This window comes from Pseudaminobacter sp. Soil_N_29, from assembly GCF_057656055.1.
Genome location: NZ_JBDGLC010000009.1, coordinates 192,114 through 216,080, shown reverse-complemented (window position 1 = coordinate 216,080; position 23,967 = coordinate 192,114). Strand labels below are relative to the sequence as shown.

Here is a 23,967-nt window from a genome sequence, read left to right as displayed (position 1 = left end):
CAAGCCCGTGGCTGAAACCCACAGGTGAAAGGTCGCGGGGCGATGACAATCGAGCTTATCTGGACCGGAGCGGACGTCCCCAACGTTGAGGCATGGATTCCCGACACTCTCCGCTCACTTCGTTCGCTCACGAGGTCGGGAATGACGGATTTCATCTGGGCTCGCCGCAAATCGCCGACGATGAAGATGTGCGCGAGCGCAATTGCATTCGTCATTCTCGACACTCTCCGCTCACTTCGCCCGCTCGCGAGGTCGGGGATGACGGGTTTCATGCGGGCTCGCCGCAAATCGCCGACGTTGAAGATGTGCGCGAGCGCTATCGCCGGTCTTGTACCCCCACCCCTAACCCCTCCCCAAGGGGGAGGGGAACTTTGTTGCATGACAACCCGGCATCAAGCTTCGCCGTTTGTGGCGGGCAGGATGATGAAATCGTCTCCCTCCCCCTTGTGGGGAGGGGACAGGGGTGGGGTATCTCAATTTGTGCGACGGCCGAAATCAGGAGATCACGCGCTGCGCCTGAACCCTTCGCTGGCGACTAGCAGGTTGCGCGTATAGTCCTGTGCTACCTTGCGCGCGGCGAGATCGGCGGAGGAGAGCAATTCCACTTCCTGGCCGTGCTGCATCACCATCAGCCGGTCGCACATATGGGTGACGACGGCGAGGTCGTGGCTGACCATGACGAAGGTGAGCTTGCGGTCCCCGCGGACCTGTTCGAGCAGGTTGAGCACTTCGGCCTGCACGGAGGCGTCGAGCGCCGAGGTCGGCTCGTCGAGCAGCAGGATGGAGGGTTCGAGGATGAGCGCCCGGGCGATCGCCACGCGCTGGCGCTGGCCGCCGGAAAGCTGGTGCGAATAGCGGAAGCGGAAGGCGGAGCTGAGGCCGACCTCGTCCAGCGCGCGCAGGATGCGCCTTTCGGTGTTGTCGAAGCCGTGGATGGCCAGCGGTTCGAGCAGCAGACGGTCGACCGTCTGGCGCGGGTGCAGCGAGCCGTAGGGGTCCTGGAAAACCATCTGCACCTGGCGATAGAAAGCCTTGTCACGGGTCTTGCCGAGCGGCTTGCCGCTCACGTCGATGGTGCCACCGGTGACGGGTGCAAGGCCGGCCACCGCCCGCAGCAGGGTGGACTTGCCGGAACCGGATTCGCCCACCAGCCCGAAGGATTCGCCCGGGGCGACCGAAAGGCTGACATCCTTGAGCGCGACGAATTCGTCAAAGACGACGCGGAGGCTGTCGATTGCGAGTGCGGGGATCATAGCGCCCATTCCGGTTTGCGGTCGAGAACCGGCAGCGGGTGCCGGTCGGCGCCGATCTTGGGCATGCAGTTGAGCAGGCCGCGCGTATAGGGGTGCTCGGCTTCCGAAAGCTTCGAGGCTGGCAGTTCCTCCACGATGCGGCCGGCGTACATGACGATGACGCGGTCGCAGAAGGACGAAACCAGGCGCAGGTCGTGCGAGATGAAGATCAGGCCCATGCCGCGCTCGGCCACCAGCCGGTCGAGGATGCCCAGCACTTCGAGCTGCACGGTGACGTCCAGTGCCGAGGTCGGCTCGTCGGCGATCAGCAGTTCGGGGCCGGCCACCAGCATCATGGCGATCATGGCGCGCTGGCCCATGCCACCCGAGACTTCGTGCGGGTAGAGGTCGAAGACGCGCTCGGGGTCGCGGATCTGCACGGCGGCCAGCATGTCGAGCGCGCGGCGGCGCGCTTCGGACCTGCCGACCGGCTCGTGCGCACGCAGCGCCTCGACGATCTGGCGGCCGATGGTCATGACCGGGTTGAGCGAATATTTCGGGTCCTGCAGGATCATGGCGATGCGCTTGCCGCGCAGCGCGCGCCGCTGGGCGGCCGATGCCTTCAAGAGGTCGATGCCGTTGAAGTCGAGCCTCCTGGCCGTGATCTCGGCATGTTCCGCCGTCAGGCCCATTATGGCGCGGCCGGTCTGCGACTTGCCCGAGCCGGATTCGCCGACGATGCCCAGCCGCTCCCTGCCGAGCGAGAAGGAGACGCCGCGCACCGCCTGCACCAGGCCGGTGCGGGTGGGGAAGGCGACGCGCAGGTCTTCTACCTGGAGAAGCGCGCTCATTGGCTGTTGCCCCGCGGATCGAGCGCGTCGCGCAGGCCGTCGCCCAGCAGGTTGAAGCCGAGGCTGACGATGAGGATAGCGACGCCGGGCATGGCGGCCACCCACCACTGGTCGAGGATGAAGCGGCGGCCCGACGCGATCATGGCGCCCCATTCGGGCAGCGGCGGCTGCGCGCCCAGGCCGAGGAAGCCAAGGCCGGCGGCAGTGAGGATGATGCCCGCCATGTCGAGCGTGACGCGCACGACGAGCGAGGAGATGCACAGCGGCATGATGTGGCGCAGCACGATGCGCCAGGGCGAGGCGCCCATCAGCCGCACGGCGGCGATGTAGTCGGAATTGCGCACCGTGAGCGTCTCTGCGCGCGCGATGCGGGCATAAGGCGGCCAGGAGGTGATGGCAATCGCAATGATGGCGTTGCCGATGCCGGGTCCAAGGGCCGCGACGAAAGCCAGCGCCAGCACCAGCTTGGGGAAGGCGAGGAAGATGTCGGTGATGCGCATCAGCACCGCGTCGACCCAGCCGCCGGCATAGCCGGCCACCGTGCCGACCAGAAGGCCGATGGGAGCGGCGATGACCGCCACCAGCACGACGACCTGAAGCGTGAGCCGCGAGCCGTAGATCAGGCGCGAGAGGATGTCGCGGCCCTGGTCGTCGGTGCCCAGCCAGTGCTCGGTGCCCGGCGGCAGCAGACGCGACTTGGCGAGATCGCCGACGTAGGGCGAATAGGGCGCAAGCAACGGCGCAAAGATGGCGACGGTGATCAGCGCGAGGATGATGAGCATGCCGATGACGGCAAGCTTGTTGGCCGTGAAACGGCGCCAAGTGACATAGGCGCGGCCGAGCCGGGCCTGCATGCGCGATTGCGGCCGGTCGGTGAGCAGCCATTCGCGGCGGGAGAGGGCAAGTTCGCTCATCTGGCGCGCGTCCTCGGGTCGAGCATGCGGTAGAGCACGTCGGAAAGAAGGTTGATGGCGATGAAGACCGAGCCGATGACGATGGTGCCGCCCAGCACCGCGTTCATGTCGGCGTTCTGCAGCGAATTGGTGATGTAGAGGCCAAGGCCCGGCCAGGCGAAGACGGTCTCGGTCAGCACCGAGCCTTCGAGCAGCCCGGCATAGGAAAGCGCAATGACGGTGACCAAAGGCACGGCGGCGTTGCGCAGCGCGTGGCCCCAGATGATGCGCGTTTCCGACAGGCCCTTGGCGCGGGCGGCGACGATGTATTCCTGCTGCAGCTCGTTCAGCATGAAGGAGCGCGTCATGCGGCTGATATAGGCCAGCGAGAAATAGCCCAGCAGCGAGGCCGGCAGGATGATGTGGGCGAAAATGTCGCGGAAGGCCGCCCAGTCGCGATTGAGGATCGCGTCGAGCAGGTAAAAGCCGGTGATCGGCGTGAAGGTGTATTCGAACACGACGTCGATGCGGCCGGGGCCAGCGGTCCAGCCGAGCCGCGCGTAGAACACCAGCAGCGCCAGCAGGCCGAGCCAGAAGATCGGCACCGAATAGCCGATGAGGCCGATGATGCGCACGACCTGGTCGGCGAAGCTGCCGCGCCGGACGGCGGCCAGCACCCCGAGCGGAATGCCGAAGGCGGCGCCGATGATGGTGCCGACGGTGGCGAGCTCCATCGTAGCCGGGAAGACGCGGCGGATGTCGGTCATGACCGGGTTGGTGGTCAGCACCGATGTGCCGAAATCGCCCAGCAGCACGCCCTTCACATAGAGGAAGAACTGCTGGTAGTAGGGCAGGTTCAGGCCCATCTCGATGCGCGTGCGCTCGACCACATGGGCGGGAGCGCGGTCGCCGACGATGGCCAGAACCGGATCGATGGGAACGACGCGGCCGATGAAGAAGGTGACGGCCAGAAGGCCGAGATAGGTCGTGGCCACAATGACCAGAAAACTGGCGATCGAGGCGGCGGTGGCATAGGCGCGCCTTTTGGCGCGCCCTGCCGGCAAAAGCGTTTCCGTACTCAACGGAGCGATCCTTTCCGGATCAATCCTTGGTCACGGGCGCGAGGAAGTTCGAGTCGAAGTTCGGCCCGAGCTTGTAGTTCTTGACGTTGCCGCGGACGCCGGCGACCTCGGTCTGCTGGAACAGCATCACGAACGGGCTGGTGTCGAGCGCTTCCTGCTGCAGCTTCTGGTACATTTCGGCGCGCTTGTCGTTGTCGCGTTCCAGAAGGGCGGCCTTGGTCTGCTCGGTCAGCTCCGGCACATCCCAGGCATTGCGCCAGGCCAAGGTCTTGACCGTGCCGTCGTCGGCGTTGTTCGGGTTGGAGGTGAAGGTTTCCGCGTTCGAGTTCGGATCCCAGTAGTCCATGCCCCACTGGCCGATATACATGTCGTGGTTGCGGGCGCGATACTTGGTCAGCGTCTGCTTGCCGTCGCCGGGCAGGATCTCGATCTTCACGCCGGCCTGGGCGGCAGTCTGCTGGAACGACTCGGCGATGCCGGTGACCGGCTGGCCGTTGCGCACGTCGAAGGTGACCGAGAAGCCGTCCTTCAGGCCGGCCTTTTCCAGGAGTTCCTTGGCCTTGGCGACGTCGAGCTTGAACGGATCGGAATCGAGTGCGCCGAGAACGCCCTTGGGCTGGTAGGTCTGGCGGATCTCGCCGATGCCCTTGATCAGCGTCGCGCCGATCGCGTCGTAGTCGACGAGATATTTGAAGGCCTCGCGGACTTCCGGCTTGGCAAGGTTCGGGTTCTTCTGGTTGAGGCTGATGTAGTAGACCGTGCCCTTCGGCGCCGAGGTGGTGGCGAGGTCGGCGTTCTTCATCACCGCCTCGTAGTCGCCCGGCTCGAGATTGCGGGCCACGTCGATGTCGCCGGCCTCGAGCATCAGGCGCTGGGTGGCGCTTTCCTTGACGTGGCGATAGATGACGCGGGCGAGTGCGGGCTTTTCGCCGTAGTAGTTGTCATTGCGCTCCATCACCAGGATTTCGTTGGCGCGCCAGTCGCGGATCTTGAAGGGGCCCGAACCGGCATAGTTGGTCTTCATCCAGGCGTAGCCGAAGTCGGTGTCGTATTTGTAGTCGTCGCTCGGCGTGGTGGCCTCGGCGTGCTCCATCACCAGCTTCTTGTCGAGCACGGCGCCGACGGTGGCGGTGAGGCAGTTGAGCACGAAGCTCGGCGCGTAGGACTTGTCGACCGTGAACACGAAGGTGGTTTCGTCGACGGCCTTGGCCTTCTCGGTGACGTTGTCGCCGGTGAGGCCGAACTGGGTGAGGATGAAGGCCGGGCTCTTGTCGAGCTTGACGGCGCGCTCGAACGACCAGGCGACGTCCTCGGCGGTAACCGGATTGCCGGAAGCGAACTTGATGCCGGGCTTCAGCTTGAAGGTGTAGGTGAGGCCGTCGTCGGAAACGGTCCAGCTTTCGGCGATGCCGCCCCTGACCTTGGTGGTGTCGTCGGTGTCGAGGCGCACCAGCATGTCATAGGCGTTGCCGAGGAATTCGGCGGGGCTGAGCTCGAAGGACTCGGCCGGGTCGAGCGTGATGGTGTCGTCGATGGCCCAGGCCAGCACCAGCGTGTCGGCGGGCGTGGCGGCGAAGGCCGGAGCGCCGGCGAAGGCCAGCATGGAGAGGGCTGCAGCGCCCGCCAGAAGCGGACGGAAGCGTGCGTTCATTTTTCCGATCATCATGTCGAATTGTTCCCCTGTTGTGACGATGTCTTTATTGTCAGTCGCTGTCGGTTTCGTGCCAGGCCGAGCGCAGGACACGGAACCAGTTCTCGCGACATAGTTTCGCCAGTTCGGCGTCACCATAACCGGCCTCCTGCAGCGCGACAATCAGCTTCTGGAGCCCGGCGGCGGTGCCGATTTCCTGCGGGATCAGCGCGCCGTCGAAGTCGGAGCCGATGGCCACGCCATCGATGCCGAGCTTGTCGACGAGATAGTCGATGTGGCGCACCATCTCGGAAAGCGGCGTGTCCGCATTCTCGCGGCCGTCGGCGCGCAGCATGGTGACGGCGAAGTTCAAGCCCACCAGGCCCTTGCTCTCGCGGATGGCGTCGAGCTGCCTGTCGGTGAGATTGCGGGCCACCGGCACCAGCGCGTGCGGGTTGGAATGGCTGGCCACCAGCGGCTGGTCGGAGAGTTCGGCGACGTCCCAGAAGCCCTTCTCGGTGATGTGCGACAGGTCGATGAGAATGCCGAGGCGATTGCATTCCCTGACCAGCTCGCGGCCGGCGTCGGTCAGGCCGGGGCCGGTGTCGGGGCTCATGGGGTAGGCGAAGGGGACGCCGTGGCCAAAAATGTTGTTGCGGCTCCACACGGGGCCGAGCGAGCGCAGCCCGGCGGCATGGAACACTTCCAGCGCCGTGAGGTCGGCGTCGATCGCCTCGCAGCCTTCCATGTGCAGCACGGCGGCGAATTTCTCGTCGGCCATGGCATTGTCGATATCGGCCATGGTGCGGCAGAGCCGCCAGCTTCCGGCGCGCTCGAGCCGAAGCGCGATTGCTGCCATTTCCAGCGCGATGTCGAGCGAGGGCGCGCGTTCGAGCGGCTCCGAAAGCGGGGTGCCATAGCTGCCGTCTGCGGCGGGCGCCTTCAGGACGAGATCGCCGGAGGGGATGTAGATGGCGCAGAGGCCGCCAGCCAGGCCGCCGGCCCGCGCGCGGGGCAGGTCGATGTGGCCCTTGTGGGTGCCTTCGGTGAACTCGGCGACGGCATCGCCGCCCTTCTTCTCGTGCTGCCAGAGGCGCAGCAGGACATCATTGTGGCCGTCGAATACAGCGTGCATCAAAAACCCCGGTTTGGAGACCGCCGGGCAGGCTCGTATGGCGGCGATGCGTCGAGGCGCATTGGCGCCGGCATTGTCGCGACGAACGGGGAGGCGGCCCCTTGGGCGCCGATGAATGCAGATGACCGGGCCAAGATCAAGAGGAATCGAGCCAGCCGCTGTGGGTTGGCTCGACCGAAAACACCTGGCTGGACCGGATGCCGCAGGGGTAGGTTCAGGCCGCGCTTGCGTCCCAGACGACGGGGAACCAGTCCTCGCGCAGCTTCTGGCCCTGCTGCATGTCGTGGCCGTGATAGGGCGGCGAGGTGCGACCCGGACGCTCGACGTAGTGGGCGTCGTCGCCCACCCAGCGCAGCGACAGGACGCGGCGGCGGTTGGGCGCCAGGTTGCCGCGCGCGCCGTGGACGGTGCGGAAGTCGAACAGCACCGCGTCGCCCGGCTCCATCTCCCATTCAAGCACTTTCATCTCCGGGTCGTTGTCCGGGTCCGGCACCGGCAGGTAGTCGCCTTCGCCGGCGTAGAAATTGCCGTCGTCCAGCCAGCGCACCGGCAGCACCATCTTGTCCCATTTGTGCGAGCCGGCGACGAGGCGCAGCGTGGCCTCCTTGACCGGGTCGATCGGGATCCAGAAGCTGACCGTCTGCTGGCCGTCGACGAAGTAGTAGGGAATGTCCTGGTGCCAAGGGGTGGCCTTCTGCGTGCCGGGCTCCTTGACCAGCACGTGGTCGTGGAAGAACTGCGCCGTCTGCGACTGCATGACGGCAGCGGCAATGGCCGCCGCGGGCGATTCGCGCACCACCTGCACGAATTCGGGGATACGCTCCCAGTTGCAGTAGTCGTCGAAGAAGCTGCCCTTGCCGCCGGCAATGTCGACTGCCGTGGCGCTCTTTTCGCGCAGGTTGCGCTCGATGCCGGCGGCAATTGTGTCGACCCAGCCCTTGAAGGCGCCGCGGATGCAGACGGCGCCGTCGCGCTGGTAGTCGGAAATGATCTCGGGGTTCAGGGCATAGGGGGCGGGCTTCATGGCTCTCTCCGCGTTGGGACCGGAGCGACTATCGCGCGCTTTCATATTTGGATAAAATAATATGTCTTCATAACAAATATAGGCATTTTTAATGAGTCATTCGCTGAGCCAGCTTCGCTATGCGGTGGCGGCGGCACGCCATGAAAGCATCAGCGCAGCCGCGCGCGAGCTCAACGTCTCGCAGCCGTCGATCTCGGTGGCAATCAGCCAGATCGAGGAGCGGACAGGACAAAAGCTGTTCGTGCGCCAGCGCGGCGCGGGTATCGCGCTGACGCCTTTCGGCCAGGCCTTCATCGCCAAGGCGAAGATCGTGCTGGACGACATGGACGACCTCGATGCATTGGCGCGCGGCCGGGCGACGGTGGGAGGCGAGCTGGTGCTGGGCTGTTTCCAGGACCTTGCGCCGCATTTCGCGCCGGCGCTGATCCGGCGCATGGCGGAACTGCATCCGGCGGTTCGCATCACGGTCAGCGAGGAGCGCTTCGAGACGCTGGAGAAGCGGCTGGGCGACGCCGCGGTGGACATTGCGCTGACCTATGATCTCGGCCTGCCGCCCAACGCCGCCCGCGTCCTGCTGAGCGAATTGGCGCCGCATGCGCTGCTGGCCGCCAGTCATCCGCTGGCGGGGCAGACCACGGTGAGCCTCGCCGACCTTGCCGGCGAGCCGCTGATCGTGACCGACCAGCCCTATAGCTGGCAACACATGCTGGACCTGTTCCGTGCCCATGGGCACTCGCCTTCGGTGGCGGCGAAGACGCGCTCCTTCGAACTGCAGCGCAGCCTGGTGGCAAACGGTTTCGGGGTGGCGGTTTCCTACACGCGGCCCGCTGGCGACCGCAGCTATGACGGGCTGGCTCTCGCCTGCAAGCCGCTGAGCGAGCCGGTGCCGCTGCAACGCATCATCCTGGCCTATGACGCGCGCCATCGCCTGTCGAAGGCGGCGGGCGCCTTCATCGAGGTGGCGAAGGAGTGGTTTTCGCAGCACGAGGTTTTTTCGCGCACGCGGGAGGGTTGAGGCGGCTACTCATCCTCGTCCTCTTCTTCTTCCTCGCTGTTCGGCGGCTGCCAGGAATGCGGCTCGATCTTCTTCTGGGTCATGGAATCGACGAAGGCCCACCAGCCGATATCGGTCGCATCGCAATCGCCGCCCAGCGACTTCAGCATCTCGGCCGAGCGGTACTGGGCGATGGATTCGTTCTCCTGGCCGTCGGCATCGGTCCAGAAGACGCGGACCTTGCTGCCGTTCTTCGGCGCGGTTGCGATGGGCCTGGTGTCGTGCATCGGCAAGTCTCCCCATTGCGCGGGCGGGCTGCCCGCCCCTGGAAAGCTAGGCCGACCGACGCGAACGGCAACGCCGGGCCGGCGCGAAAACCCCGACGTTAAGGTTAGTCAATCGTTAAGCGTTGCATGACACGATGCGGGCAAAAGGGCCGTCGCAGGGCGAGCCGGCCAAGATGTTGCGCGGTGGGGGACGCAATATGGACATGGCAATCGCCGAGGGGTCTGACGGACCCGGAACGTCATCCGATCTGAAGCGGGTGCTCGATGCCATGAAGATGGGTGTCGTGCTTCTCGACGCAGACCTGATCGTCCAGATCGTCAACGACGAGTTCTACAAGATCTGGAACCTGTCGCCGCAGGATGTCGGCGCCGGTTCGCCTTTCCAGGCGCTGCTGGAGATCAGCCGCTACGCCGGAGTCTACGAAGTCGCCGATGAGAACTGGGACGGCTATGTCGCCCACCGGCTCGCCGAAATCCGCGCCGGCGACGTGGCCCCGCGCGAATTCGTGCGCGCCGACGGCTGCACCATGATCTATTCGGTGACCGCGCTTTCGGGCGGTCGTCGGCTGGTTTCCTACTACGACATCAGCGAAATGAAGCGGCGCGAGCAGCAGCTTGGCCAGATGCTGGAAAAGACGCGGCTGGCCGAAGCGGTGATGGACGCCATCAAGGACCCGATCTTCGTCAAGGATTCCGATCTGCGCTACGTGTTCGTCAACGAGGCCTACGCCTCGCTGCACGGCCGTCGGCCTCGCGAGATGCTGGGCCGCACCTATCGCGAGTTCGTCGGCGGGCGCAGCGGACTTCGCTTCGAGGAGACCGAGCGGCACGTGCTGGCGACAGGCCAGCCCTTCGAGGTGGAGCAGAACTTCGAGCACGACAGCAGGCAGGGAACGCGCATCGTGCGCAAGACCCGCGTGACCCTGGAGGGCTGCAAGAACTACGTAGCCGGCTTCCTTTTCGACGTGACCGAGATCAAGACGCGCGAGGACGAGGCCGAGGAGGCGCGGCTGCGCCTTGCCAACGTGCTGGAATCGCTGCCGGCCGGCGTCATCATCTATGACCGCAACGACCGCTTCGTGCTGGCGAACGAGAAGCTGAAATCGTCGCTGCCGGCGATGGCCGAAGTGTGGGTTCCCGGGCGCACGCTGCGCGAGGCGATCGAGGTGGCGCATGATGTCGGCTATTTCCGCGAAAGCGGCGACGAGAGGCTGGACAGGCTCTACGACACCGACCGCGAGGCGTGGATCGACGGTTATCTGCAGCGCTACTATGCAAGGCAGCTGGTCTACGAGCGCGTCGACCCCAGCGGTCGCTGGGCGAAGGCCTTCGACATGCGCATGGAGGACGGCACCTATATCGGCGTGCGCGTCGACATCACCGAGCTGAAGACGCGCGAAAAGGCGCTGCGCGACAGCATGGCCCAGATCGAGCTCTACCGGCACGTTCTCGACGAGCTGCCGGTGTCGGCCTATGTCAAGAACGCCGATCTCGCCTTCGAATTCGTCAACAAGATGTGGTGCACTTTCGGCGGCATCTCCAAGGAAGAAGCCATCGGCCGCACCGACCGCGACTTCTTCGGCGCCGAGGGCGACGGTTTCGCCGAGCGCGATTTCGAGGTGCTGCGCACCGGCAGGCTAAGCGAGACCGAGGAGACGCTGACCCACCCCGACGGCAGCATGCGCCATCTCATCGCCAGGAAGAGCCGGCTGGTCTCCCGCGACGGGTCGGTGCATCTGATCGGCTCCAGCACCGACATTTCCGAGCTGAAGGAGCGCGAGAACGAACTGCAGGAGGCGCAGACCCGCGCCGTTCTGGCCGACCGCGCCAAGTCTGAATTCCTGGCCAATATGAGCCATGAGATCCGGACGCCGATGAACGGCGTGCTCGGCATGGCCGAGCTGTTGTCGAAGTCGGAGCTCGACGCCAAGCAGCGCACCTTCACCGACATCATCGTGAAGTCGGGCAATGCGCTGCTGACCATCATCAACGACATCCTCGATTTCTCCAAGATCGATGCCGGCCAGCTGGTGCTGGACCCGGCGCCGTTCAACTTGACCGAGGCGATCGAGGACGTGGCCACGCTGGTGTCGACGCGTGCCAAGGAAAAGGACCTCGAGCTGATCGTACGCGTGGCGCCCGGCCTGGGCGACATGTTCGTGGGCGATGTCGGCCGCATCCGCCAGATCATCACCAACCTGCTGGGCAATGCGGTGAAATTCACCGATGCCGGCCATGTGCTGATCGACGTGACCGGCGAGACGGCGGATGGCGCCACCCATCTGCACATCGCCGTGACCGACACCGGCATCGGCATTCCGGCCGACAAGTTGAAGCTCGTCTTCGAAAAGTTCAGCCAGGTCGACGCCTCTTCCACGCGGCGGCACGAGGGCACCGGCCTGGGACTGGCCATCACCTCGCGGCTGGTGGCGCTGATGGGCGGCGAGATCGGCGTGGAAAGCATCGAGGGCAAGGGCTCGACCTTCTGGTTCACGGTGGCGCTGCCAAACGCCGGCGCGCCCGAAAGGCGCAGCGCGACGCCGGTGGACGTGACCGGCGCGCGCATCCTGATCGTCGATGACAACGCGGTGAACCGCGCTATCCTGATAGAGCAGATGACGTCGTGGAGCTTCGACGCCTGCGCGGTCGAAAGCGGCGCGGAGGGGCTGAAGGTGCTGCACGCCGCCGCCGCCATGGGGGTGCAGGTGGACTGCATCGTGCTCGACTACCAGATGCCGGGCATGACCGGCGCCGACATGGCGCGCATCGTTCGCCAGACGCCGGAACTTGCCCGCACGCCCATCGTGATGCTGACCTCGGTCGACCAGTCGCTGGCCAACGCCAGCTACCGCGACCTTGCCATCGACGCGCAGCTGGTCAAGCCGTCGCGTTCCTCCACCTTGCTGGAGGCGCTGGTGACTTCCATCCAGCGCCGGCGCGCCGGCGGCGCGCCCGGCCTACCGGGGCCGGTTGCGGCGGGGCCGGTGGTCACCACCGAGCCGGCAAAGCTTTCCAACAGCCTGCGTCAGCGCAACCGCGGGGCGGGGGCCGCCGACCACCGCGTCGACATTCTGGTCGCCGAGGACAACGAAGTGAACCAGCTTGTCTTCACCCAGATACTCGACGAGACCGAGCTTGCCTTCGAGATCGTGGGCAATGGCCGCAAGGCGGTGGCCGCCTTCAAGGAAATGAACCCGCGCATGATCCTGATGGACGTTTCGATGCCGGAGATGAACGGGCTGGAGGCGACGGCGGCGATCCGCGAGTTGGAGGCGGCGTCCGGAAACCGGGTACCGATCATCGGCGTGACCGCCCACGCCCTGAAGGGCGACCGCGAGCGCTGCCTGGAAGCCGGCATGGACGACTATCTCGCCAAGCCGATCAGCCCCAAGGCGCTGCTGGCGAAGGTGGAGCGCTGGGGCGGCGATGATGCCGCCGAACGCTGCGCAGCCGGATCGGCGGGATGACGTTTCGCGCGCCGGCAACGCGCGGTTTTTCAGGAGACGCAAGCGGGTCGAAAAGCCGCCGGCTAAGGCGGCCAGGGGACGGCTTTTCAACTTAATCGGGCTGACACGAAACTGTCATGTGACTGTTACAAACTGTCGGTAAGGCCACTGGCGACGCGAAAAAAGCGTTGCAAGTCAATTCCGACAGGAGTCAGGGTTCATGACCAGATACTTCCTTACGGCTTCCGCCGCCGCGCTCGCGATTGCCGCGTCGGCCGGCACTGCCGCCGCCCGCGACCAGATCCAGATCGCCGGCTCGTCCACCGTTCTGCCCTACGCCAAGATCGTGGCCGAGAACTTTGGCGAGACCTTCACCAACTTCAAGACCCCCGTGGTCGAGTCGGGCGGTTCGGGCGCCGGCATCAAGGAATTCTGCAAGGGCGTGGGCGAGAACACCATCGACATCGCCAACTCCTCGCGCAAGATCAAGGAAGACGAAGTGAAGTCCTGCGTCGAGGCTGGCGTCAAGGAAATCCAGGAAGTCAAGATCGGCTATGACGGCATCGTGTTTGCCACCGACATCAACGGTCCGGACTGGGCGCTGACGCCTTCCGACGTTTACACGGCCCTGGCTGCCCAGATCGTCGTTGACGGCAAGCTGGTGGACAACCCGAACACCAAGTGGAACCAGGTCAACCCGAACCTGCCCGACTGGGATATCGCCGCCTACATTCCGGGCGAGAAGCACGGCACCCGCGAAGTGTTCGAGGAGAAGCTGCTGTCGATCGGCTGCAAGGCCACCGGCGCGCTTGAGGCCATCAAGGCCGCCGGCCAGGACGACAAGGCTGCCGGCAAGACCTGCGTGGCCGTGCGCAAGGACGGAAAGGCTGTCGACATCGATGGCGACTACACCGAGACGCTGGCCCGCATCGCCTCCAACAAGACCGGCGTGGGCGTGTTCGGCCTGTCCTTCTACGAGAACAACGCCGACAAGCTGAAGGTCGCCACCGTGGACGGCGTGACGCCGTCGACCGAGACCATCGCCAAGGGCGAGTATCCGGTGTCGCGTCCGCTGTACTTCTATGTCAAGAAGGCGCATCTCGGCGTCGTGCCCGGCCTGAAGGAATATGTCGACTTCTTCCTCGACGACCAGATGGTCGGCCCGGACAGCCCGCTGGCCGAGTATGGCCTGGTCGCCGCCCCTGAAGCCGAGCGCAAGGAACAGCGCGAGGCTTTCGATGCCGGCAAGACCATGTAAATAGAACACCGATGCCCCGGGGCGCGCCAGACTACCGCGCCCCGGGGCAGCCTGTCCGCCCGGAGTAGCCCATGTCGTTGATGTTCGTCTTTGCGCTCGTGCTGGTCGTCGGCGCCGCCGCCTTCCTTGTCGGGCGCCAGCGCGCCATTGCGCAGGACGACGGCACGGCCAAGCCGCACTCCCGCGCACACTACCACGGCTGGTGGGCAGCCCTGCTTGCCACGCTTCCGGCGCTGCTTCTGATCGTCGTCTGGGGCGTCGGCTCCAACCTCTACGTCGAAGCCCGGATCAAGTGGCATCTGCCCGAGCAGACGGCCGAGAGCACCATTGCCAGCCGCACGCTTGCCGCCGGCCTGACCAAGAGCCTGGCCAACGGCCTGCGCCGGCTCGACGCGCCGATGGCGACCAATCCCCCGGCCAGCTTTGCCGAATTGCAGCCGCTGCTGGCCGCGCGTGGCGTGGCGCTGGCGCCCGACACGCAAGACTACATGATCCCGATTGCGGTGGACGCCAACCGCACCCAGGACATGCTGCGCATGGTCGGCGCGGTGGCGATCCTTGCGCTATCGGTGGCCGGTGCGGCCTTCGGCCTCTCGCAGATCCGCCTGCGCGCGCGGGCGCGCAACAATGTCGAGACGGTGGTGCTGTGGGGCCTGCTGGCCGCTTCCACCATCGCGATCCTGACCACCATCGGCATCGTTCTGTCGATGCTGTTCCAGACCATCCACTTCTTCGAGCGCGTGCCGCTTTCCAATTTCTTCTTCGGCACCGTGTGGGACCCGCGCTTCGCGGCCGCGGGCTCGGGAGGGGCGGAAGGCCAGTTCGGCCTGATCCCGCTCCTGGCCGGCACGCTCTACATCGCGTTCGTGGCCATGCTGGTGGCCGTGCCGGTCGGGCTGATGTCGGCCGTCTACATGGCCGAATACGCCTCGCCCAGGCTGCGCGCCACGGTCAAGCCGGCGCTGGAGCTGCTGGCGGGCATCCCGACCATCGTCTACGGTATCTTCGCGCTGGTGACGCTCGGGCCCTTCCTGCGCGACCTGAGTGCGGCACTTGCTGGCGGCACCAGTTTCATCCAGGCCCAGAGCATCCTGACCGCCGGCCTGGTGATGGGCGTGATGCTCATCCCGGTCGTTTCCTCGCTCTCCGACGACATCATCACCGCGGTTCCCCGCGCCCTGCGCGACGGCTCGCTGGGGCTCGGCGCGACGCGCTCGGAAACCATCAAGCGGGTTATTTTGCCGGCCGCACTTCCGGGCATCGTGGGTGCCATCCTGCTCACTGCCTCGCGCGCCATCGGCGAGACCATGATCGTGGTGCTGGCCGCCGGCGTGGCCGCCAACCTGACGCTCAACCCGTTCGAGGCGATGACCACCATCACCGTGAAGATCGTCAACCAGCTCACCGGCGACCTTGAGTTCAACTCGCCGCAGACGCTGGTGGCCTTTGTGCTCGGCATCACGCTGTTTGCCCTGACGCTGGTGATGAACATCTTCGCGCTCTACATCGTGCGCAAGTACCGGGAACAGTACGAATGACCGACATTCCCTTGAACGGCATTACCAGCGGCACCGTTGCGCGCCCGCGCCGCGACATCGGCCTGAAGCGCCGCTACGCCGCCGAGCGTCGTTTCCGCATCTATGGGATGCTGGCGATTTCCATCGGCCTGGTGTTCCTGGCGGTGATGCTGACCTCCGTGGTCTCCAAGGGCTACACCGCCTTCTGGCAGACGACGGTGACGCTGCCGATCACCTTCAACGAGAAGGTCATCGACCCCGAAGGCAAGCGCGCGACCGACCCGAACGTGCTCATCACGGCCAACTATCCCAAGCTGGCCGAAAGCGCGCTTGTGGCGAAGCTGGGCATCGACCCGCACGACAAGGCTGCCATTCGCAAGCTCAAGGGTTTCCTTTCGGACGGCGTGCGGGCGCAGTTGCGCGCGGTGGTTATGGACGACCCGTCGGTCATCGGCACGACGCGCAATGTCGACATCCTCGTTGCCGCCAACATCGATTCCGCCTTCAAGGGCCAGATCGACCTTTCGGTGGACGAAAGCCGGCGCAAGGTTTCCGACCAGCAGGTGGCATGGATGAATCAGCTTGCCGCCGACGGTTCGCTGGCCGAGCATTTCAACAAGGGCCTGTTCACCTTCGGCGCCTCCAGCCGGCCGGAAACCTCGGGCATGGGCGTGGCGATCATCGGCTCGTTCTACATGATGGTGATCGTGCTGTTGCTGGCGCTGCCCATCGGCGTGGCGGCCTCGATCTATCTCGAGGAATTCGCCAAGAAGAGCCGCCTGACCGACCTGATCGAGGTCAACATCAACAACCTGGCCGCGGTGCCGTCGATCGTCTTCGGCCTGCTCGGCCTGTCGGTGTTCATCAACTTCCTCGGCCTGCCGCGTTCGGCCGCCCTGGTCGGCGGCCTGGTGCTGACGCTGATGACGCTGCCAACCATCATCATCGCGACCCGTGCCGCCCTCGCCGCCGTGCCGCCCTCGATCCGCTCGGCCGCCCTTGGCCTCGGCGCCTCCAAGATGCAGATGGTGTTCCAGCACATATTGCCGCTGGCAACCCCGGGCATCCTCACCGGCACCATCATCGGCCTGGCGCGCGCGCTGGGCGAGACGGCGCCGCTGCTGCTGATCGGTATGGTCGCCTTCGTGGCCGACTATCCGGCGACGCCGCTGGAACCGGCGACCGCATTGCCGGTGCAGATCTACATGTGGGCCAACGAGGCCGAGCGCGCCTTCGTGGAGCGCATGTCGGGCGCCATCATCATCCTGCTCGTGTTCCTGATGGCCATGAACATCACGGCCATCGTGCTGCGACGGCGTTTCGAGCGGCGCTGGTAGGCGAAGGATGCTTTAGTATGAACATCATGACGGAAGTGGCACTCGAGAACGCGGTGAACGACAAGATGAACGGTACGCCCAAGGAAATCATCAAGATGCGCGGCCGCAAGGTGTGCGTGTTCTATGGCGACAAGCAGGCGTTGTTCGACGTCGACCTCGACGTGCGCGAAAACCAGGTGACGGCGCTGATCGGGCCTTCGGGCTGCGGCAAGTCGACCTTCCTGCGCTGCCTCAATCGCATGAACGATACCATCGACAGCGCCCGCGTGACCGGCCAGATCACGCTGGACGAACAGGACATCTACGACAAGAGCATCGACGTGGTGGAGCTGCGCGCCCGCGTGGGCATGGTGTTCCAGAAGCCGAACCCGTTTCCGAAGTCGATTTACGAGAACGTTGCCTATGGCCCGCGCATCCACGGCCTCGCCCGCAAGAAGGCCGACCTGGATGCCATCGTCGAGACCAGCCTGAAGAAGGCCGGCCTGTTCAACGAGGTGAAGGACCGTCTCAACGAGCCGGGCACCGGGCTTTCCGGCGGCCAGCAGCAGCGCCTGTGCATCGCCCGCGCCATTGCCGTTTCGCCCGAGGTGATCCTGATGGACGAGCCGTGCTCGGCGCTCGATCCGATCGCCACCGCGCGCGTGGAGGAACTGATCGACGAGCTGCGCCAGAACTACACCATCGTCATCGTCACCCACTCCATGCAGCAGGCGGCGCGCGTATCGCAGCGCACGGCCATGTTCCATCTGGGCCAGCTGGTCGAGGAGGGCGACACCGACAAGATGTTCACCAACCCCGACGACAAGCGCACGCAGGACTACATTACCGGCCGGTTTGGCTGACCCGCGGTTGATCCGCACGCCGGACAAAGGATTGCATAGACATGATCATGGGCAAACACACCGTCACGTCCTTTGACGAGGAACTGGGGCACATCGACCGGCTGCTGCGGGACATGGGCGATCTGGCCGGCGCCATGGTCTGTGGCGCCATCCGGGCGCTGGTCAATTCCGACAATGCGCTTGCCCAGCGGGTGATTTCCGACGACGCGGTGATGGACGCGCGCCAGCGCGAGCTGGACGACCGCGCCATCACGCTGATCGCCAAGCGGCAGCCCATGGCGCAGGACCTGCGCGCCGTGGTGGGCGCGATCCGCATGGCCGGCGACCTGGAGCGCATCGGCGACCTTGCCAAGAACATCGCCAAGCGCGTCGGCGCCGTGGGCGAGAGCGCCACGCCCCGCAGCCTCGCCCATTCCATCGAGACGATGTCGGACATGGTACTGGAGCAGATCAACGGCGTGGTCGACAGATATGTGACGCGCCAGCCCGAAGGCCTGAAGGCGCTGCGCGCGGCGGACGAGAACATCGACGTGAAGTACACCTCAGTGTTCCGCGAGCTGCTGACCTACATGATGGAGGATCCGCGCAACATCACCGCCTGCACGCATCTTCTGTTCTGCGCCAAGAACCTGGAACGCATCGGCGACCATGTCACCAACATCGCCGAGAACGCCTACTATGTGATGACCGGCCAGCAGCTGCCGCCCAACCGGCCGAAGTTCGACGAGACCTCGCTTTCGGCGCCGGAATCGACGACCTGAGCGGGAGACCGGAAAAGTGATGATCGCCCCAAAAATCATGGTGGTGGAGGACGAGGAGCCGCTGGGCGTCCTGCTCCGCTACAATCTGGAATCGGAAGGCTACCAGGTCGAGGTCGTGCCGCGCGGCGACGAGGCGGAAATCCGCTTGCAGGAGAACGTGCCCGACCTTCTGGTGCTGGACTGGATGCTTCCGGCGGTCTCCGGCATCGAACTGTGCCGCCGCCTGAGGATGCGCCCCGAGACCGAGCGCCTGCCCATCATCATGCTGACGGCGCGCGGCGAGGAGAGCGACCGCGTGCGGGGCCTTTCCACCGGCGCCGACGACTATCTGGTCAAGCCGTTCTCGACGCCGGAGTTCATGGCGCGGGTGAAGGCGCTGCTGCGCCGTGCCAAGCCCGAGGTTCTGTCCAGCGTGCTGAAGGTGGGCGACATCATGCTCGACCGCGAGGCGCACCGCGTCTATCGCGGCAAGAGCGAGATCAAGCTCGGGCCCACGGAATTCCGCCTGCTGGAATTCATGATGCGCCACCCCGGCCGCGTCTTCTCGCGCGGGCAGCTGCTCGACAATGTCTGGGGCGAGACGATCTATATCGACGAGCGCACGGTGGACGTGCATGTGGGCCGGCTGCGCAAGGCGATCAATCCCGGCAACCTGCCGGACGTGATCCGCACCATCCGAGGCTCGGGCTACGCCATCCGGGAGGATTGAGCCCGGCTGGCCGCGGCTCAGGCCGCCCCCGCGGCGCTTATCAGGGCAGGGCCGGGCGCGAAGATCTCCCGGTCGACGAAGGTGAGGGCGTTCATTGTGCAGCCTTCGCGGATCAGCGGCCGTTCGTTCGGCAAGGTGTCGAAGGAGATCGCCTTGTTGTGCTGGCCGCCCGCGGTCTTGTCGATAGCTGAGCGCAGCGCCGGCTCGATGAGGTCGAAGGCGGTCGCGCCGATGCCGACCAGCGCGACGGGCGCGGGGTCGATCAGCGCAAACAGGCTGCCGAGGCCGAAGCCGATGGCTTCGCCGGCGATGCGGAAGGCTTCGCGCTCCGGTCCATCGGCTGCCCGCGCCCTGTCGGCCATGGCGCGTATCTCCTCGTCCGAAATGTCGGCCAGCGGCGCCTGGTCCTCGCTTTCCCCGCGCGCATTGCGCCAGATGGCGTAGTTGCCGGCATAGGCTTCCACGCAGCCGCGACGGCCGCAGCGGCACAGCGCGCCATCGGGCCGGTGGATCATGTGGCCGAACTCGCAGCCCGACGATTGCGTGCCGGTGAAGAGTTCCCCCTTCAACACCATTCCCATGCCGATGCCGTGCGAGAGCAGGATGGCGATGAAGTCGTTGCGGTAGCGCTCTGGCTTTCGCCAGCGCAGCGCCACCGCGATCATGTTGCAGTCGTTCTCCACGGTGGCGGGGATGCCGGTGGCGGCTTCGAGCCGGTCGGCGAATTCGAGATCCGCGTGCGGGGTGATGGGCGACCACAGCATCATGCGCGATCCGGCATCGGTGATGCCCTGCACGGCCATGCCGATGCGCAGCACGCGATGGCCGGCGGCCCGGCGGGCCTCGACCTGCCGGCGCACCATGGCGACGCAGTCGCCGAGCAGCGCTTCGCGCCCGGTGGCCAGCGTCTCCAGCCGGCGCTCTTCCGATGCGACCACCTGCCCGGCGTAATCGACCACGGCGACCGACAGGAAATTGAGCGACAGCACCACGGTGATGACTTCGGCGGCTTCCGGGGCGAGGCCGAGCGCTACCTGCGGGCGGCCGCGCTTCGAGCTTGCGGCTTCAGCCGCCTTTTCGGCGAGGATGCCTTCGGCGATGAGGTCGGCGGAAATGGCCGAGATGGTGGAATGGCTGAGGCCCGTGGTCCCCGCGATCTCGGTGCGGGACGGCTGGCCCGCGCGCCGCACGGCCGCGATGACCATGGCGCGGTTGCGCTTGCGCAGATCGTCGTGACGGATCGCCACCGGCATTTCGGCATTTCCTCCCGGAGCCTTGTTGCGCTGCGCAGATTCCAGTTCGCGTGCGCCGCGTCAACCTTCGGCGGGATGTTGACAGAACTTCAGGGTTACGACACTATTTTTTCGAGGTTCGAAATAATAGCCTCGACAAGGGCCCCAGGCCATCGTCATCGCGCCCTGGAGGGGGCGCAGGGAGGAAATCATGAAGATGTTTGCAACCGCCTTGCTGGCGGGTGTCGCGCTGTCGGTGTCGCTGGCAGGCGTGGCGCAGGCGAAGGACAAGATCATCGGCGTTTCCTGGTCGAACTTCCAGGAGGAGCGCTGGAAGACCGACGAAGCGGCGATCAAGGCCGCCCTCGAAGCTTCGGGCGACAAATACATTTCCGCCGACGCCCAGTCCTCGGCGGCCAAGCAGCTGACCGACGTGGAAAGCCTGATCTCGCAGGGCGCCAACGCGTTGATCATCCTGGCGCAGGACGCCAGCGCCATCGGGCCGGCGGTCGAGAAGGCCGTGGCCGAGGGCATTCCGGTGGTGGGCTACGACCGCCTGATCGAGAACAAGGATGCCTTCTACCTGACCTTCGACAACAAGGAAGTCGGCCGCCTGCAGGCCAAGGCCGTCTATGCCGTGAAGCCCGAAGGCAACTACGTCTTCATCAAGGGCAACGGCGCCGACCCGAACGCCGACTTCCTCTTCGCCGGCCAGATGGAAGTGCTGAAGGAGGCCATCGACGCCGGCAAGATCAAGAATGTCGGCGAGGCCTATACCGACGGCTGGCTGCCGGCCAACGCCCAGAAGAACATGGAGCAGTTTCTGACCGCCAACGACAACAAGGTTGACGCGGTGGTGGCCTCCAACGATGGCACCGCCGGTGGCGCGGTGGCGGCGCTCGAGGCACAGGGCCTGGCCGGCTCGGTGCCGGTTTCGGGCCAGGACGGCGACCATGCCGCGCTCAACCGCATCGCGCTCGGCACGCAGACCGTGTCGGTGTGGAAGGATTCGCGTGAGCTGGGCAAGGCCGCGGCCGAGATCGCGGCGCAGCTCGCCGACGGCAAGAAGATGGATGAGATCCCGAACGCGACCAAGTGGTCGGATGGCCCCAACAAGGTCGAGATGACCTCGGTCTTCCTCAAGCCGATGCCGATCACCAAGGACAACCTCAACGTCGTCATCGACGCCGGCTGGGTTTCCAAGGACGTGGTCTGCCAGGGCGTGAAGGCGGGGTCGGTCGCAGCCTGCGACTAGGCCGGACGCTTGCCACAAGGCTCGTTCGGTTCCGCACGGGGCGGGCAAGACGCGGCCGCCTGCCGCTGTCCGGCTCGTTGGACGCCGCGGTTTGAGGAGAAACCGCGGCGTTTCATTCGCCGCCGCATGCCCGGTCAGGCGCGCGGCATTCAGTTCGTACAAAGTGCCTCTCCGGAAAATCGATTCCGTGTTTCCAAGGGCGTGCGCTAGGATGATGTCCTGAGACCGGCGCAAGACCGGACCGGGCGGGAGGGTGTCATGACCGAAGTGACAACGCAGGAACCCGCGGCGCAGGACACCGCCGGGCACGGGCTTGCGGACCGGGCGCGAGCCTCGGAGGCCGGGGCCATCGGGCGTTTCCTGCAGGCGACGGAACTCGACACGCGCATGCTGGGCATGGTCGGCGCGCTGCTGCTGATCTGGATCGGCTTCCACATACTGTCGAACGGCCTGTTCCTGACCCCGCGCAACCTTTGGAACCTTTCGGTGCAGTCCTCGTCGGTCGCTGTCATGGCGACGGGCATGGTGCTGGTCATAGTCACGCGAAACATCGACCTCTCGGTCGGCTCGATCCTGGGCGTATGCGGCATGATCATGGGGGTGACCCAGGCGATCGTCCTGCCGCGCTTCGCCGGCTATTCGCTCGGCGATCCGTCGATCTGGATCATCGCGCTGGCGGCCGGCCTGACTGTCGGCCTCGCCATCGGGGCGCTGCACGGCTTCATCATCGCCTATCTGGGGGTGCCCGCCTTCATCGTCACGCTGGGCGGGCTGCTGGTATGGCGCGGCGCGGCCTGGTGGGTGACCAGCGGCCAGACGGTGGCGCCGATGGACGCCACCTTCCGCCTGATGGGCGGCGGGCCGGAAGGCGCGATTGGCGCGACCTGGAGTTGGGTCGTCGGCCTCGTCGCCTGCGCGGCGGTGATCCTGATGCTGGTCTCGGGCCGCAACCAGCGCAAGCGCTTCCGCTTTCCGCTGCGCCCGGTCTGGGCCGAAATGTTTCTGGGCGTTGTCGCCTGCCTCGTCATCCTGCTGGCCGTCTGGGTGGCCAATTCCTACCCGTGGCCGAGCGGCACGGTGAGGAAATATGCCGAGGCCAACAACATCGCCATTCCCGATGGCGGGCTGTTCATCGCCCATGGCATCGCCATTCCGGTGCTGATCGCGATCGCGGCCGGCATCATCATGACCTTCATCGCCACCCGCACCCGCTTCGGCCGCTATGTCTTCGCCATCGGCGGCAACCCGGAGGCGGCGGAACTGGCCGGCATCAACACCCGCTGGGTGACGATGAAGATCTTCATGCTCATGGGCTTCCTGGCGGCCATCGGCGCGGCGATCTCCACGGCGCGGCTGAACGCGGCCACAAATGCGCAGGGCACGCTGGACGAATTGCTGGTGATCGCTGCAGCGGTCATCGGCGGCACCTCGCTTTCGGGCGGGGTCGGAACGGTGGCGGGCGCGATGCTGGGCGCGGTGCTGATGCAGTCGCTGCAGTCGGGCATGGTGCTTCTGGGCATGGACACGCCGCTGCAGAACATCGTGGTCGGCATCGTGCTGGTCGCGGCCGTGTGGCTCGACACGCTCTACCGCCGGCGCGTGCAGTGAAACCGGAGGGCATGATGGACCAGATGCGCACTCCCCTCGTGGAACTGAGGAACATTTCCATCGCCTTCGGCGGCATCCGCGCCGTCGACGATGCCTCGGTCGACCTGCATGCGGGCGAGGTGGTGGCGCTGCTCGGGCACAATGGCGCCGGCAAGTCGACGCTGATCAAGATCCTGTCGGGCGCCTACCGGCGCGATGCCGGCACCATCCTCGTCAATGGCGAGGAGGCGGCGATCGGCAATCCGCGCGATGCCAAGAGATACGGCATCGAGACGATCTACCAGACGCTGGCGCTGGCCGACAATGTCGATGCCGCCGCCAACCTGTTCCTGGGCCGGGAACTCAGGACCGGTTGGGGCACGCTGGACGACGTGGCCATGGAGGCCGAGGCGCGCAAGGTGATGGGCAGGCTCAACCCGCGCTTCCAGCGCTTCAAGGAGCCGGTGAGCAAGCTTTCGGGCGGCCAGCGCCAGTCGGTGGCGATTGCGCGGGCGATCCTGTTCAACGCCCGCATCCTGATCATGGACGAGCCGACGGCGGCACTCGGGCCTCAGGAAACGGCGCAGGTGGGCGAACTGGTCAGGCAGCTCAAGGCCGACGGCATCGGCATCTTCCTGATCAGCCACGACATCCACGATGTCTTCGACCTCGCCGACCGCGTCTGCGTGATGAAGAACGGGCAGGTCGTGGGCACCGCACGCACGCACGACGTTACCAAGGACGAGGTGCTCGGCATGATCATTCTCGGCAAATGCCCGCCCGGCGCGATACCCGGGCCGGGGGCCATGGCGCGCGCGGCATAAATGGCATCGGCCGAATGGTTGATGCCGCTTAGAACCGTTTCCATGGCCTCGTCGTTGCAATAGTCTTATCA

Annotated in this window: 20 protein-coding genes; 11 read left to right on the top strand and 9 right to left on the bottom strand. The window is 65.7% G+C overall.

Going from position 1 to position 23,967, the window contains the following annotated elements; translation table 11 throughout:
* Nucleotides 1-503: 503 nt before the first annotated feature.
* From AC3A4H_RS20210 to AC3A4H_RS20180, 7 genes are all read right to left on the bottom strand, one after another.
* Nucleotides 504-1,253: an ABC transporter ATP-binding protein gene (locus tag AC3A4H_RS20210; RefSeq protein WP_487768307.1), complete on the bottom strand. Its 750-nt coding sequence runs from the start codon at nt 1,251-1,253 to the stop codon at nt 504-506.
* Nucleotides 1,250-2,083, bottom strand: coding sequence for an ABC transporter ATP-binding protein (locus tag AC3A4H_RS20205; RefSeq protein ID WP_487768306.1), 834 nt, complete (start codon nt 2,081-2,083; stop codon nt 1,250-1,252). Before AC3A4H_RS20205 ends, AC3A4H_RS20210 begins: the two co-directional genes overlap by 4 nt.
* The gene (gene nikC, locus AC3A4H_RS20200) at nt 2,080-2,997 is read right to left on the bottom strand and encodes a nickel transporter permease (RefSeq protein ID WP_487768305.1); all 918 of its coding nucleotides are present in this window, start codon (nt 2,995-2,997) and stop codon (nt 2,080-2,082) included. The genes AC3A4H_RS20205 and nikC overlap by 4 nt, the downstream gene beginning before the upstream one ends.
* Nucleotides 2,994-4,040: an ABC transporter permease gene (locus tag AC3A4H_RS20195; RefSeq protein WP_487768337.1), complete on the bottom strand. Its 1,047-nt coding sequence runs from the start codon at nt 4,038-4,040 to the stop codon at nt 2,994-2,996. Before AC3A4H_RS20195 ends, nikC begins: the two co-directional genes overlap by 4 nt.
* A 37-nt stretch (nt 4,041-4,077) precedes the next feature.
* Entirely contained in the window at nt 4,078-5,724 is a 1,647-nt protein-coding gene (locus AC3A4H_RS20190; protein WP_487768304.1) for an ABC transporter substrate-binding protein, read from the bottom strand.
* 37 nt (nt 5,725-5,761) lie between these two features.
* Nucleotides 5,762-6,823: a dipeptidase gene (locus AC3A4H_RS20185; RefSeq protein ID WP_487768303.1), complete on the bottom strand. Its 1,062-nt coding sequence runs from the start codon at nt 6,821-6,823 to the stop codon at nt 5,762-5,764.
* Between the two features lie 214 nt (nt 6,824-7,037).
* Entirely contained in the window at nt 7,038-7,847 is an 810-nt protein-coding gene (locus AC3A4H_RS20180; protein ID WP_487768302.1) for a phytanoyl-CoA dioxygenase family protein, read from the bottom strand.
* Nucleotides 7,848-7,938: 91 nt separating this feature from the next.
* Between AC3A4H_RS20180 and AC3A4H_RS20175 the strand changes: the two genes are divergently transcribed.
* Nucleotides 7,939-8,862 carry a LysR family transcriptional regulator gene (locus AC3A4H_RS20175; protein ID WP_487768301.1) on the top strand — a complete coding sequence of 308 codons (924 nt, stop codon included), beginning with the start codon at nt 7,939-7,941 and terminating at the stop codon, nt 8,860-8,862.
* A 5-nt stretch (nt 8,863-8,867) separates the two neighbouring features.
* Here the strand turns inward: AC3A4H_RS20175 and AC3A4H_RS20170 are convergent, their stop codons facing one another.
* Nucleotides 8,868-9,128 (bottom strand): hypothetical protein, encoded by a 261-nt coding sequence (locus AC3A4H_RS20170; protein WP_487768300.1) that lies wholly within the window; start codon nt 9,126-9,128, stop codon nt 8,868-8,870.
* Nucleotides 9,129-9,325: 197 nt separating this feature from the next.
* Here AC3A4H_RS20170 and AC3A4H_RS20165 point away from each other — a divergent pair, with 197 nt between their 5' ends.
* From AC3A4H_RS20165 to phoB, 7 genes are all read left to right on the top strand, one after another.
* Nucleotides 9,326-12,595 (top strand): PAS domain-containing hybrid sensor histidine kinase/response regulator, encoded by a 3,270-nt coding sequence (locus tag AC3A4H_RS20165; RefSeq protein WP_487768299.1) that lies wholly within the window; start codon nt 9,326-9,328, stop codon nt 12,593-12,595.
* Nucleotides 12,596-12,794: 199 nt separating this feature from the next.
* Nucleotides 12,795-13,832, top strand: a complete 1,038-nt coding sequence (locus tag AC3A4H_RS20160; protein ID WP_487768298.1) for a PstS family phosphate ABC transporter substrate-binding protein — start codon at nt 12,795-12,797, stop codon at nt 13,830-13,832.
* Nucleotides 13,833-13,903: 71 nt separating this feature from the next.
* Entirely contained in the window at nt 13,904-15,370 is a 1,467-nt protein-coding gene (gene pstC, locus AC3A4H_RS20155; protein WP_487768297.1) for a phosphate ABC transporter permease subunit PstC, read from the top strand.
* Nucleotides 15,367-16,686: a phosphate ABC transporter permease PstA gene (gene pstA / locus AC3A4H_RS20150; RefSeq protein WP_487768296.1), complete on the top strand. Its 1,320-nt coding sequence runs from the start codon at nt 15,367-15,369 to the stop codon at nt 16,684-16,686. The genes pstC and pstA overlap by 4 nt, the downstream gene beginning before the upstream one ends.
* 17 nt (nt 16,687-16,703) lie before the next feature.
* On the top strand, nt 16,704-17,528 hold the full coding sequence (pstB, locus tag AC3A4H_RS20145; protein WP_487768295.1) for a phosphate ABC transporter ATP-binding protein PstB: 825 nt from the start codon (nt 16,704-16,706) through the stop codon (nt 17,526-17,528).
* A 47-nt stretch (nt 17,529-17,575) separates the two neighbouring features.
* A complete protein-coding gene (gene phoU / locus AC3A4H_RS20140; RefSeq protein WP_348780437.1) occupies nt 17,576-18,289 on the top strand; it encodes a phosphate signaling complex protein PhoU in 714 nt (237 codons plus the stop codon).
* A gap of 19 nt (nt 18,290-18,308) precedes the next feature.
* Complete coding sequence (phoB, locus tag AC3A4H_RS20135; protein WP_348780289.1) at nt 18,309-18,998, top strand: phosphate regulon transcriptional regulator PhoB; 690 nt, start codon at nt 18,309-18,311, stop codon at nt 18,996-18,998.
* 17 nt (nt 18,999-19,015) lie between these two features.
* Here the strand turns inward: phoB and AC3A4H_RS20130 are convergent, their stop codons facing one another.
* Nucleotides 19,016-20,251 carry an ROK family protein gene (locus AC3A4H_RS20130; RefSeq protein ID WP_487768294.1) on the bottom strand — a complete coding sequence of 412 codons (1,236 nt, stop codon included), beginning with the start codon at nt 20,249-20,251 and terminating at the stop codon, nt 19,016-19,018.
* Nucleotides 20,252-20,441: 190 nt separating this feature from the next.
* Here AC3A4H_RS20130 and xylF point away from each other — a divergent pair, with 190 nt between their 5' ends.
* The 3 genes from xylF to AC3A4H_RS20115 all read left to right on the top strand — a co-directional run bounded on the left by xylF (nt 20,442) and on the right by AC3A4H_RS20115 (nt 23,896).
* Complete coding sequence (xylF, locus tag AC3A4H_RS20125; protein WP_487768293.1) at nt 20,442-21,485, top strand: D-xylose ABC transporter substrate-binding protein; 1,044 nt, start codon at nt 20,442-20,444, stop codon at nt 21,483-21,485.
* Between the two features lie 258 nt (nt 21,486-21,743).
* Nucleotides 21,744-23,093, top strand: coding sequence for a sugar ABC transporter permease (locus tag AC3A4H_RS20120; RefSeq protein ID WP_487768292.1), 1,350 nt, complete (start codon nt 21,744-21,746; stop codon nt 23,091-23,093).
* Nucleotides 23,094-23,107: 14 nt separating this feature from the next.
* Entirely contained in the window at nt 23,108-23,896 is a 789-nt protein-coding gene (locus AC3A4H_RS20115; protein WP_487768336.1) for an ATP-binding cassette domain-containing protein, read from the top strand.
* Nucleotides 23,897-23,967: the final 71 nt, after the last annotated feature.